13 protein-coding genes are annotated in these 12,404 nt (G+C 63.3%); 10 read left to right on the top strand and 3 right to left on the bottom strand.

The features are described from left to right. Positions 1–112 precede the first annotated feature (112 nt). The gene (locus tag NKH90_RS15465) at positions 113–358 is read left to right on the top strand and encodes a hypothetical protein (protein ID WP_031211513.1); all 246 of its coding nucleotides are present in this window, start codon (positions 113–115) and stop codon (positions 356–358) included. Between the two features lie 286 nt (positions 359–644). Next, on the top strand, positions 645–1,247 hold the full coding sequence (locus NKH90_RS15460; RefSeq protein WP_352708481.1) for a phage connector family protein: 603 nt from the start codon (positions 645–647) through the stop codon (positions 1,245–1,247). Between the two features lie 79 nt (positions 1,248–1,326). On the opposite strand, the gene NKH90_RS15455 is transcribed toward NKH90_RS15460, so the two are convergent. Both NKH90_RS15455 and NKH90_RS15450 read right to left on the bottom strand, forming a co-directional pair. Next, positions 1,327–1,458, bottom strand: a complete 132-nt coding sequence (locus NKH90_RS15455) for a hypothetical protein (protein WP_352819992.1) — start codon at positions 1,456–1,458, stop codon at positions 1,327–1,329. Between the two features lie 171 nt (positions 1,459–1,629). Beyond that, entirely contained in the window at positions 1,630–1,815 is a 186-nt protein-coding gene (locus NKH90_RS15450) for a hypothetical protein (RefSeq protein WP_352819991.1), read from the bottom strand. Between the two features lie 143 nt (positions 1,816–1,958). On the opposite strand from NKH90_RS15450, the gene NKH90_RS15445 reads away from it, so the two are divergent. From NKH90_RS15445 to NKH90_RS15430, 4 genes are all read left to right on the top strand, one after another. Beyond that, complete coding sequence (locus tag NKH90_RS15445) at positions 1,959–3,698, top strand: phage tail protein (RefSeq protein WP_352819990.1); 1,740 nt, start codon at positions 1,959–1,961, stop codon at positions 3,696–3,698. Between the two features lie 215 nt (positions 3,699–3,913). Continuing rightward, on the top strand, positions 3,914–4,585 hold the full coding sequence (locus NKH90_RS15440) for a hypothetical protein (RefSeq protein ID WP_352819989.1): 672 nt from the start codon (positions 3,914–3,916) through the stop codon (positions 4,583–4,585). Between the two features lie 2 nt (positions 4,586–4,587). After that, positions 4,588–5,079, top strand: a complete 492-nt coding sequence (locus NKH90_RS15435; RefSeq protein ID WP_352819988.1) for a hypothetical protein — start codon at positions 4,588–4,590, stop codon at positions 5,077–5,079. Continuing rightward, positions 5,079–5,804 carry a hypothetical protein gene (locus tag NKH90_RS15430; RefSeq protein ID WP_352819987.1) on the top strand — a complete coding sequence of 242 codons (726 nt, stop codon included), beginning with the start codon at positions 5,079–5,081 and terminating at the stop codon, positions 5,802–5,804. Before NKH90_RS15435 ends, NKH90_RS15430 begins: the two co-directional genes overlap by 1 nt. Positions 5,805–5,979: 175 nt before the next feature. On the opposite strand, the gene NKH90_RS15425 is transcribed toward NKH90_RS15430, so the two are convergent. Continuing rightward, on the bottom strand, positions 5,980–6,732 hold the full coding sequence (locus tag NKH90_RS15425; protein WP_352819986.1) for a hypothetical protein: 753 nt from the start codon (positions 6,730–6,732) through the stop codon (positions 5,980–5,982). Between NKH90_RS15425 and NKH90_RS15420 the strand changes: the two genes are divergently transcribed. The 4 genes from NKH90_RS15420 (at position 6,725) to NKH90_RS15405 (ending at position 12,403) form a co-directional block, all read left to right on the top strand. Further along, positions 6,725–7,696 carry a hypothetical protein gene (locus tag NKH90_RS15420; protein ID WP_352819985.1) on the top strand — a complete coding sequence of 324 codons (972 nt, stop codon included), beginning with the start codon at positions 6,725–6,727 and terminating at the stop codon, positions 7,694–7,696. The genes NKH90_RS15425 and NKH90_RS15420 overlap by 8 nt on opposite strands. A 7-nt stretch (positions 7,697–7,703) precedes the next feature. Then, complete coding sequence (locus NKH90_RS15415) at positions 7,704–8,000, top strand: hypothetical protein (protein WP_352472061.1); 297 nt, start codon at positions 7,704–7,706, stop codon at positions 7,998–8,000. Positions 8,001–8,666: 666 nt separating this feature from the next. Continuing rightward, the gene (locus NKH90_RS15410) at positions 8,667–9,041 is read left to right on the top strand and encodes a hypothetical protein (RefSeq protein WP_352819984.1); all 375 of its coding nucleotides are present in this window, start codon (positions 8,667–8,669) and stop codon (positions 9,039–9,041) included. 158 nt (positions 9,042–9,199) lie between these two features. Beyond that, complete coding sequence (locus NKH90_RS15405; RefSeq protein WP_352819983.1) at positions 9,200–12,403, top strand: SGNH/GDSL hydrolase family protein; 3,204 nt, start codon at positions 9,200–9,202, stop codon at positions 12,401–12,403. The last annotated feature ends 1 nt before the right edge of the window (position 12,404 follow it).

Below are 12,404 nucleotides of genomic sequence, written 5' to 3'. Positions count from 1 at the left end.
AGTGCGACTTTTGGCGTTCACCACATTATTCGTGTTGCCCTTTGGCCAATCGACGGCACCAAACAGTTACAAGAAAGGGCGATGCTGCCTTGTCTTGGTAAGGGAGGTCACCATGAACATGAAATACAAAACAGTTCAGGAAGTGCTCCGAAAAGCGGGCATTGTCATGAGCAAGAAAGGGGAAGTTCATCGCATAAACTTCTTCAGCGGCCTGGAAGACACCGCCTACTACACGCCAAGTCTTCAGGACGCCCTGGACAGGGGCTTGGCTTTGGCGGGAGGTGCCGGAAGGGTGAAAGCAAGCGTCTTTGCCAAGTCAGCTGAAACAGGGATCTCGACCGGCGCACACGTCGGCTGACACAATTCAGGCAAGACATCGCCGCGTTGCGCGGCGGTGTCGTGAAACTGCAACAACCGAAGCTTTGCCGTCTTCCTTGCTTCGAACGGAAAAGAGGCGGATCACGCAGCGCCTGCCACCCGCTTCCTGACGGGCGGTTGGCGTCGTGACGTTCGATGCACGAGACGTGCAACGTTCCGCCCAAGCCAAAATCACAAGAAATCCCAGCCGCTTCGAAGCGGCTTTTTGCCGTGGAGGCACCATGCCCCGTTTTCCCCGACCAATCACACAGCCGGAGGCCTGAGCCATGGCCATCACCCCGCTCGACATCGCCAACATGGCGCTCGCCGTGCTCGACGAGGCGCCGATCGACAGCCTCGACCAGGACGCCAAGGCGGCACGCCTGCTCAATCTGCATTTCGACCTGACCCGCGAGGCCGAATTGACCAAGCACGCCTTTGTCTTCGCCATCCTGGCGGCCTCGGTCGCCGGCTTCGACACCGGCAGCGGCGCCGGCACGCTGAACTTCGCCTATGAGCTTCCCGCCGATTGCCTGCGGCCCTTGCCGCTGACAGGGAATGGCGAGCCGGATGGCGTTCCGCTCTCATGGCGGCAGGAGGCCGGGTTGGTCTATTCCGATCAGGCCGGACCGCGCGTCATCCGCTATGTCGCCAATCTGACCGACCCCAACGACTGGGACGCGCTGTTCACCGAGGTGCTGGTTGCGGCGCTCGCCATCAAGATCGCCCATCCGTTGACCCACAAGTCCGGCATGATCGACGTCGCCCGTAGCGCCTATGACAGGGCGCTGGACGCCGCCTACTCGGCCAATGCGATCCAGCGCGGCGGCAGATTTTCGACGACGTCCTGGGCTTTCCAGCGCGGCGACAGCCGGGGCGTCGGCCGATGACCACGCTCTATCCGGTCCAGGATGCTTTCATCCGCGGCGAGATTTCTCCCCGCTTGCATGCTCGCGCCTCGCTCGACCTTTACCGGGCGGCGCTGTCGAAATGCACGAACTTCGTCACGCTGCCGCATGGCGGCATCAGGAAACGCGGCGGCACGTATTTTTGCGCGCAGGTGAAGGCTCCGTCAAAGGCGACACGGCTGATCCCGTTCATCTTCTCGGCCGATCAGGCCTATGCGCTCGAATTCGGCGATCTCTACATCCGCGTCTATGCCTATGGCGCGCGCGTCGGCACGGTCGAAGTCGTTTCGCCTTATCCCGAGGCCGATCTGTTCGACCTGCAATTCGTCCAGTCGGCAGACCAGATGTGGATCACCCACAAGGATCATCCGGTCAAAGTGCTGACGCGCACCGCGCACACGACCTGGACGCTCGCCGATTTCGTCTTTCTCGACGGCCCATACGACAAGATCAACACCACGGCCACGACGCTAACGCCGGCCGCAACCGGCAACGCCATGCCGGTCATGGTCGCGAATACGCTGCCAAGCGGCACGGTCAGCAACAGCAACGGCTCATCCGACGTGTGGCAGGTGTTCGATGGCGACAAGCAGAAGGGGGAGAACATAGCGGGCTTTCCGAGCGGGTATCTGCGCTACCAGTTCGGCGGCGGCGGGGCCAAGACGGTCGACGCCTACTGGATTACCGCCACGAATGATCTCAGACACTGCATCGCCGACCCAGTGGCAATTCCAGGCCTCGCACAACGACACCGACTGGACGACGCTCGACAGCCGGGACGGAGAGACGGGCTGGTCCAAGTCGGAAACCCGTTTCTTCGACGGCTTCAACAACACGGTTGCCTACGAATATTATCAGCTGCTGTTTTCAGGTGGCGGCAGCGACGGAACCGCTATCGCCGAACTGGCCCTGCACGAATACGCGCCGTCGCAAACGCCGTTCGATCTTTCGGCCTCCTCGATCGTCGGCATCAACGACGGCATCGGCTTCCAGACCAGCGATATCGGCCGCGCCATTCGTCTGCTTGGCGCGGATGGCTTCTGGCGCTGGGCCAAGATCGTTGCCCGGACCAGCACCACGGTGGTCACGGTCCATTTGTACGGGCATGCTCTGCCCGATCTCAGCCCGATCATTCGCTGGCGTCTCGGCACGTTCGTGCCCGGCAAGTATGTCCAGAGCGGTTCGCTTTACGAGGAGCGCCTGGCGTTCAGCCGCAAATTCTCGGTCTATGCCTCGCAAACCGGCGATTTCGACAACTTCGCCACCGGCGAGAAAGACACCGACGCGCTGGAATTCGTGCAGGCCGGCGGCGGCCAGGCCAATGACATTACGTGGGTGGCGGAATCGGACGGCGCGCTGATCATCGGAACGCTTGGCGGGGTGAGGGCGCTGTCGGGTTCCGGCATCGACGAGGCGCTGACGCCGTCCTCGTTCAAGAACCGCCGGTCGCGGACTTTCGGTTGTGCCCCGCTGCGTCCTGTCGATGCGGGACAGTCGTTCCTCTATGTCACCCGCTCGCGGAAATCGATCGCCGAGCTGACGCAAAACGCCACCGGCCGCTTCAGCTCCGACGATGTCGGTCAAATATCGGAGCACATTCCCAAGAAAGGCGTCGTCGAACTCGCCTTCCAGACCGACCCCGATCCGCTGCTGTGGTTCCCGCTCGGGGATGGCGAACTCGGCGGCTACACGCACCAGCCGTCGCAGGACGTTCGCGGCATGCACATCCACCAGATCGCCGGAAGCTTCGCAGGATCGAACTGGGCCGTTGTCGAAAGCGCCGTGGTGACGCCCGGCCAGGACGGCAACGACGATCTCTGGCTGATCGTCAAACGCACGATCGGCGGCGTGACCAGGCGCTATATCGAAATAAAGACCGCGCCGTTTGAGTATGGCGGGATCGGCGATGCATTCGAAGTCGACTGCGGCCTGACCTATGATGGCGTCGCTGTGGGCACGGTCTCAGGGCTTGATCATCTCAACGGCGAAACAGCCGACGTCCTGGCCGATGGCAAGGTCTACAAGGGCCTTGCTGTGGCCGCTGGCGCGGTCTCGCTGCCCGATGGGACTACGGCAGCCAAATGGCAGGTCGGGCTCGGCTACCAGTCCGAAGCCAACACGCTGGAGCTCGATGTCGGCGGCCGCGACGGATCGATCGTCGGGCGGCGCAAGAAGGTGGCCAAGCTCATTCTTTCGCTGCTGGAAACCGACACAACCGGGCTTCAGGTCCAGTCGTTCATCCGCGGCCGCTGGGAGCAGGTTCGCATCCCGTCCGTGGTTGCACCCGACGGCGTGGCGAAATTGTTCACCGGCAATGTCGAGGTGCCAATCGACGATAGCTGGGAAGGGCAGGGGCGGGTGAAGATCCGCCACGTCAATCCAACGCCCTGCACGATCAGGGCGATGACACCGGTGTTCGACGCCGAGCCTTAGGAACTGCTGATCTCCCCCCTCGAGGGGGAGATGTCGCCGAAGGCGACAGAGGGGGTCGGTTCGTCCTGACGCGGCCTCCTATCGCCTCCATCGCGGGGGAAGAACGCCGGCGCCCCACGCGAGACGACCCCCTCTGGCCTACCGGCCATCTCCCCCTCGAGGGGGGAGATCACCCGCTCCGTCCTCCATCGCTTCCCCAACCAAGGAACCCACCCGTGACTCAAATCCCCCATGCCGAAGACCTCGGCAGGGCGCGGACGGCTGCCGATTTCGCTGCCATCCGCGCCTTGCTCGACACCGACCTCAACGATGCGATCGCCCGCAAGGGCGAGCTGGAAACGGAAAAGTTTCACGCGATCTTCGGCGCCGGCAATTTGACGGCGGCGCGTGCCGCATTGGACGACTGCAACGCTGAAATCGCGCTGATCGAGAAAACCATCGAGGACGCGGACGAGCGCCGCGTTGGCGCCCCCCTGGACGAACCCCCCGCCGAAGCCGTCGCCGCCACGCCGGCGCCGGGCGACGAGGTCAGGACAAAGGCCGAGGCGCTCGGCGAGCGCTGGCGCACCGTCCACTGGCTGATCGAACAGCTGCGCCAGGAGCTGTTCGCGGCCGATGTCTTGAGCCGCGCCATCATCGCCGCCAACGGCCTTTTCGATGCCGACGGCGCCGTCGACCTGAAGGTCAACCTGACCACCATCCGGCGCACCGCCATGGCCGGCCCGCGGGCCGTCGCGCCATCGCGTCTCAGCCGCCCGGCGATCCAGGCCGACCGGCTGCTTTTGTCCTTCCTCAGCCCTGGCGGCGTGCTCGACCGGCGGCCTTCGATCGGTGCGCCGGTCGACGGCATCAAAAGCAAATTCATTCCCGCCGGCGAACGAGGCTGACCATGTGCACACTAGCTCTTATCGGTACGGCGCTTTCGGTCGGCGGCGCGCTGGCGGAAGGCCAGCAGTCGAAGCAGATGGCCGACTACCAGGCCAAAGCCTATGAACAGCAGGCGCGGGCCGACGCCCAAAGCTCGGCCTTCGAGCAGGGCCAGGAGCGCCATAAGCAGGATCTGCTGCAGGCCCAGGCGCGTGCCCAGGCCGGCGCTTCGGGCGTCGCCATCGCAGGTTCGCCGACCGAGGTGCTGGCAGCCAATGCCAGGCAGGGCCAGCTCGACCTCAAGGCGATCCAGTACGGCTCGCAGCTGCGCCAGAACGGTCTCGCCACGCAGGCGGCGATCGCGCGCTTTTCCGGCAGGCAGGCGGTCGGCGCCTCGATCTTCAAGGCCGGCGGCAACCTCGTGTCGGGCATCTCCGGCCTCTACGACCCGGCCAGGGCGGTGACGTTCGGCAGAAGCGCCTTCCCGCCGGCGCCGGGTGGAGGCCTCTACTGATGGCCACCATCCCGCTCCAGCTTGCCCAGCGCCGCCTCGATACCGGCACTGTGGCCTCCTATCCCAGCGGCTCGCCGGTGGGCGCCGCCATGCAAGGCTTTGGCGACGAGCTCTCGGCGATTGCCGAGCGCTTCAAGCAACAGAAGCAGCAGCAGGACGCTTTCGATGCCGACATTATCGGCCGCGAGCTGAACGCACGCATAGCGCACGCCGAGGCCGTGGCGGTGCAGACCGCGCCGGCCGACGGCGGCGGCCTGCACGACTTCATGTATGGCCAGCTCGATCCGCGCAGCGACGGCGTCGTCAAGCCCGGCCTGTTCGACCAGATCTTCGACGACACCGCGGCGAAAGTGCCGGAGGGCGAACGCGCCAATTTCCTCGCCCAAAAGCAGGCTCTGCGGCTCGCCGGCTCGGCGCGCATGGCCGCGCAGCAGCACGCGCGGCGCCAGAACTATGAGCAGGCCGAGTGGAGCAAGGTCGAGGACGGCTACACAAGCGCCATCGCCCAGGGCGACCCGGACGACACAGGAACATTCGAGGCGATCAGGCAGAGCGGGCTCGAGCTGATCGGCAAGATGGGCAACCCGGTGGCCCGCCAGGCGGCCGAGGCCGACTGGCGCAGCAACACGGCAAAGGCGCTTGTCCGGGCGATGATCGCCAAGGACCCGAAGCGCGCTGCGGAGGTGCTGGGGACTGGGCCGGTCTCAACGGACGGCAGGACTTAAGGACGATACCATCGAAGCTGTGGGCGGACCTCGGGCGAGTGGGTCCAGCGTGCTGGCGACGCGCGAAGCGCCCGTAGGTGGCCTTCCGTCCGACGAAACACCTATCCGCACGGGTTCCGTGGGGCCCGTCGGAAATACGGCTTGGGCTGCCGCAGGACCCTGGATTGCCGACTTGTCACCGGACACGGTTCAGGATCTCGGCCAGAAGGCGCAGGTAGCGACTGTGGCAAGCCTGGTCGATGCGCGCACGAACATCGACATCGCCTTGCAGAACGCGCCGGCTGCCATTGCCAATACCGGCAGCTATTCTGGCAAGACACCGGGTGCCGAAGACTTCACTGCCGTGTACGGCGCCGAAGATGGCGGCAAGCGTCTCCAAGCCTTCGACATAACGGCTGATATCGGCCGCGCGGTTTTCGACATGCGACCCGTTCCGAACCAGGCGATACACGCCCAGATTCGGGATTTTGAACCCGGCCCCTACGGCTCGCCGGAAGAGCGGGAGCAATATGAGATAAGGGCCGGCGCCGCGCAATTGGTGCTGGGTGCCAGGCGCGCCGATCCCGCCGGTTACGTCGGCCAACTGTTCCCGAACCATGCTCCGGACTGGGACAAGATCACAGCTCCTGAGGATTATAAGGCTGCCGTCACCTGGGCCGTCGCTGCTCAGCAGGAGTTGGGCTTCGACCGAATACTGCCAATGCCCTGGGCCGTAGCTGGCCAGCAGGCGGCGAAATACATCGACCAAGGTGTGCCGTTCGAAAAACGCCTTGCCAAGTTGAGTTCGATCGTCCTGGCGGTTCGCGATCCTGATGCCCGCAAGGCGACAACCCATTTCTGTGGCGGCGGAAGCCCAGTGGCGAGCCGAGGCCGCCCAAGATCCGAACGTCGCGCCAGAGTCGTTGGAAGCCCAGGTTGCAGTGCTCAAGAACGGGCTGGCGTGGATCGGGGAACATCCGGCCCAAGCCCAGTACAGCACCATGCCGTGGCTACAGCAATTCGGCTTGGCGTTCTCGGATGTCGGCGGCCTCACGGCTAAGGGCGCGGCCGCCGGCGGTGCGGATGCGATCTCCGCCGGGCTGGACTCCGCTTGGTCGGGAGGAAACTACCAGCACCTCCTCGAAGATGAACAGGCCAAGACCGAGGACGCCGAGGACCGGGCCGGTTCGGCCGGTTGGGCGGCGGAAGCCCTCGGCACCGGCTTAAGCGGATATGACCTGGCGGAGAGTTTGTTCGGTTTGCTGGGCCGGGCAAGCGTTGGCGCGGCGGCAGAGAACGGCTTGATCGGTCTTGCTGCCCGAACTGGCGTCGGGGGTGTGGCGGGTGGCACTTATGGCGGGGCATACGCCTTCAACACAGGACAGAGCGTCCCCTGGGGAATTGCCAACGGCGCGCTTTGGGAGGCGGGCGGCAATGTCCTTGCCGAGGGGCTCAGTGCAGTTGGCAGCCAGGTGGTGGCAAGGCTTGCCGGGCGTTCTGCGAATGCTAAACCTGATATCGTACTGGATAGTGGGGCTCCCCCGGTTTCTGTCAATGCAGAAGAGATTCCGATCTCGACCGGCAAGGCCCGAGAAATAAGGAGGCCCTATACGCATTTGGAAGATCCTCCCAACGTTGCGTCCGGCAAGGATCCAACAAAGAAGCAGAGGATAGCTATTTTCGAGGAAAATAAAAGGGTGAATGATGGAATTTTGAGATCGGATGAGAGTGGTATAGAAATAATTCCAGCAAAGAAAAGCAAAAGAGGCGTAACTCCTCCAAAAAATGAAGCTCACATCGATCACATAGATCCGGTTAATCCCGCTGACAAGACAAAATCGTCAGGATCAAATAGCCATAAAAATCTTCGTCTTACGGCTGTGTTTGAGAATATAGAAAGATCGAATAAATAGGTGACATATGACCGAATGGAAGTTCGAAAACCCAAAAAACACAGCCGTTATTTCGACTCGGAAGATATTTAGGGGGGGCGGCTGGATTGCGTATGTGTCACATGATGATGACGGCGACGATAATGAGTCGTGGCAATTCTACGGAAATGAAGCTGAAGTTGATCAAGATGACCTAATTTTAGTGGCCTTGGTCGAGGTGGTCGAGCTTGATGGAACTGTTGCACAGTTGGCGGATTTGCCGTTAGGCTGGCGTGCGTGGCGCGATACAAAGTCTTCGCCATGGAAGCGCGACAAAATCACCTAAACACATTCTGAATGGTGGCGGAGTTTACTTCCGCTTTGGTCCGGTTGGAAGTGAACGCATAGACGAGTCACGACGGTTTTGGCGTGCGCAAGGATTATAGGCTAATGTTCGAGATGAGACGACGGTGGGGCAGATCATGTATCAAAACATACTACCCCTACCAGGGCCGATCATATACAGCGTCACAGCGATGCTGGAGATTATGCGCGCTGGGCTAATAGAAGATGGCAAAAGCAGAAGGCGAACAACATGAATGACGCCGCTCCGAATCTAGACAGCGTCCACCCCATGTTGCCCTGGACGGTTAGATAGGCGCCATGGAAGAGTGGGTCGAAGCCGCGCGAGAGGGAAAGTCGGTCGCGGACATTATCCCCGTCAACGTGCCGGCGACCCCTGCCTACGCCGAAATGTTGGGCAGCCGTCTGAAGTTTCTTGACGAGAACGTGCTTCCGTTGCTCCCAAAGTGATGCACGGCTCGACCAGATCAGTGCTGGCGCGATCACCGGTGGGTACGCCACTCCGTCGATGGCAACCACTCCGGGGTTTGGTGCCGCCATCGGGACAGCGGTCTGATTGTGGTCACGATCCTGGCTTATGGCCTGCTAACCGCCGGGCGGTCAGTTGGCGGTCCGGATCGCCTCCTGTTTCAGATGAAGGATTGACCTGTTGCGCACAGACACTTTTCCGACCGTGGCAAGGATCGCTTTTCTGCTTACCTTGGCCGGTGTTCTCCTGCTCGCGCTTTCGCCGGTGCGCTTCCTGCAGGAGTTGGACATGGGCTTCACCTTCCAGCACGACAAGCTCAACCACGCCGCGGCGTTCGCTGTGCTGGCGGCGCTTGGAAGCCTCGGCTGGCCGGAACACAAGACGAGGCTGGTCGTGCTCCTCGCCATCACCGGCGCGGCGATCGAGCTGCTTCAGGGCGCGCAGCTGATCGCGCGCGATATGGATGTCCTCGACTGGGTCGCCGACTGCGCGGGCATGGCCTGCGGGCTGGCGGCAATGGGCGGCACAAGAAGGCTGATTGGCGGATTGCTGTAGCCCTGGACCGCGTTGCTCACTATCCGCAAAATCGTCCGTGAATACACCGGCTGCGCCGAATAGCGCGGTGTCCGGCCGCGTAGCTTAGCTTTCCCACACCAGCACCGAACCCCTTCCAGCCTCGCTTATGCGGGGCTTTTTTTATGGAGCAAGCCCTCATGTCCCGACCTGCAACTGCCGCCGTTCGCCTCCTGACCGGCGAACGCGAACCCGTGCGCCTCGCAACCACGGTCGACATCCTCCTGTACGGCCTGCAGGCCATCGACGGCGTGCCGGCCGAAATCGGCGACCGCGTGCTGGTCAAGGACCAGGCCGACCCGACGCAGAACGGCATCTACACGGCGAGCGAAGGCGACTGGTTCCGCGCCGCCGATGCCCGTTCTACGCGCACCCTGCAGAAGGGCACGACGGTCCATACCCAGATCGGATCGGTCAATGCCGACCGCGTGTTCGAGTTCACGGCCGACGAGCCGGCCGTCGGCGCCGATGCCATCACCATCGCCGCATCCGTTCCGCCCGACATCGCCGACGTGGTCGAAGAGGTCGAAGCGCTGCGCGATGAAACCCAGGCGCTGAAGGATGCCGCCGCCGCCAGCGCCGGCCAGGCATCCGCCAGTGCCGCCGCTTCCGCCGCGAATGCCGGACAAACCACAGCCGACCGGGTTGCCACCAATTCCGATGCCGTCGCCGCCGCGGCCGCCGTCATCAGCGCCCAGGCCGCACGTGACGCTTCGCTCTACGGCAAGGGCATTTTCCCGACGACGGCGGCGGCAATCGGCCTCGGCGTCGCCGGCAACGGTGCGATCACCGCCGGCTCCGGCGGCGCCAACGGCACGTTCGACCTGGCGTTTACCGGCGGGACCGGTTCGGGCGCCGCCGGCCGCTTCGTGGTGGCGGGCGGGGCGCTGACGCAGATACTGATCACGGCGCCGGGCTCCTACACAGTGGCGCCGACGTTCAGTTTTGCGGCGTCGGCAGGGCTCGCCGGCGCCGCCGCCGCGGCGGTGCTGGGCAGGAATGTCGATGTCGGCGAGTATTTCTGGACCGAAGTTTCGACTGGTTCTTTGGGGTTGTACAATGTCGGGGCCGGACCGATTGCCGTCGATACGGGTGTCCGGGCGGCACCGGCGGAAATTGCCCTGATCAGCTCACGGGTCGTCGGGCCAGTTCCGATCACCGGCTCCGTCGGCGGCACGTTGATTACGAACGACAGTGTCTATTTCTGGCCCGGATCGCTGTCGACGGTCGATGAATATTTGTCGGTCTTGGAACTTGGATTTGGCGCCACGCCGGGGACGGCCCACATCGTCATTGCCCACGTCGAGGGCGACGGGACGCTTAGCCTCGTTTCCGAGCAAACAATATCTGTTCCAGCTGGCCCGTCGTCTGTTGTTTCAGGGCTTTCGATCCTGAAGCCTGCCGGCAGCGTCATGGGCGTCCAGCGCACCGGCGCTGGCAGCTGGTACTATACCGCCGGGGCAATTCCGAACGGCGAAGTCGAGTGGTTCACGGCCACAGTTCCGGGCTCGCACACTGCCAAGACCATAGGCGCGGCAAATGGCCCGCAGTGGAAGGCGACCTTCACCGGCGAAGTCGCCGTCAAGGCGCGTGCTGCCTATGCCACGGCAAACGGTCTCGGTTCCGCTGTCGGCGTTAGCCAGGAAATCGGTTGGCCGACGCTGGTCAACACGGGGTCGGATGTTCCGGGCAGCTACAGCGTCATCATGCAGACGCCAGCGCCGGCCGACGGCTATATTACAGCGGTCGACGTCGGCGCTGGCGCCGGCGCCGGCGCTGCGCTCATTCATGTGGTGGACTATCTCGGCGGGCTGGTCGTCAACGTCCTAAGCACCTATGCCGTGACGCTGATCAACGGCGTCGCTCATATCCCGCTGGGTATCCCGATCCCAGCCGGCAAATATCCGGCGATCAGCGGTGGCGCCTACAAGTTCCAAAACAGCGCCAACCCGCAAGGCATCCCGGCGTGGATCAAGGCAGGCGCGCTGTCGAATGGCGCGACCGTAGCATCGTCTGCGCAGCATCGGTGCGAGGTCCGCTTTACGATCAAGACCGGTCTGCTCGCCGATGCCGACCGAGCTTTGGCCGGCGGCGCCAGCAATACCGGCATGAACCTGCTTGCTGGCGCCGATCCGAACGGCGTCGTCGATGCGACTGCGCTGTTTGCGTCGGCGGCGGCCGCTCACCCCAATCCCTATGTGCCGCCTGGAAGCTTTGCCCTGACGGCCATCCCTGCATCAGGCGACGGCCTCTGGGGGCCGGGCAAGCCGACGGTCGGCGGCAAGCGCTTCTTCATTCCGCGCCGGCCTTCTTTGCAAAACCTCTATGACGGGTTTCGCGCGAAGATGGCCGAACACATCGCCAACAACGATGTGCTCTGTCTGATCGCCGATAGCATCGGCCATTGGGCGCTTGCCAGCGACGGGCCGAAACACTGGTTCAACCTGGTTACCCGCTTTGCCAATATCGGCATTGCCGACGATGAACCGGGCATGACTGCTTGTCGGCCGAGCTCCACCTACGTTCCAACCTTCTACGGCGTCACGGCCGCCGGCAGCGTGTCGACAGGGTCGCGAGGGCCGATCGGCGAAAGCATCATCCTCGCCGCCGGCGCGTCCCTGGCGTTCACTGGCGCCTATGAACAGGTCGACGTCCACTACACCCAGGACGCCGCCCAGGGATCGCTTGCCTTCGCCTTCAACGGCGGCGCGGCCTACAAAACCGTCAACTGCGCCGGCGCCCTGGCGCTTGACCAGTATTCGGGGCCGTCGCTCACCGGGCAGGCGGCAAGCGGCAATTACACGCTCACGGCTGTCGTTGGGCCTGTCGAGATCACCGGGCTCATCCGGCTTGGCGTCAAGGCGGCCGGCTCGCGTCCGCGCCTGCGCACGCTGCGCGCGGCACACGGGAGCTATACGTTCTCGTCCTTCAATGCAGCGCGCCTTGCCTCGTCCATCGCTCAATGCAGCTACGCTGGCGGCAAAATTGTCCCTGTCCTTGCGCTGGGCATCAACGACAGCTTTGGCACCGCACCATCCGCCATTTCGTCTACAATCACGACGATCCTCAATACTTTGGAAGCGGCTTTGGCTCCCCGCATCATCGTCGTCCCGCCAACGCGGCCCTCGGCGGCGTGGGACGCGAGTTACACAGGCGGGCGAACCTATGACGCTGCGCTTGGTTCTATTCGCCAAACCTACCGGTCGCGCAATGTGCTGGCAGTCCCGATCGATGGGTTCGATTACATCAACTCAGGCCATTATCAGGAAGGACTGCATTTCAATGATGCGGGCCACGATGGTAATGCGCTTCGCTTCATCGAACACGTCGCGGAAAGGGGATAAG

The sequence above is a fragment of the Mesorhizobium sp. M0898 genome (assembly GCF_040319695.1).
Taxonomy (GTDB): Bacteria; Pseudomonadota; Alphaproteobacteria; order Rhizobiales; family Rhizobiaceae; genus Mesorhizobium.
The sequence above is the reverse complement of the archived record's forward strand: the minus strand, read 5'-3'. Positions and strand labels throughout refer to the sequence as shown.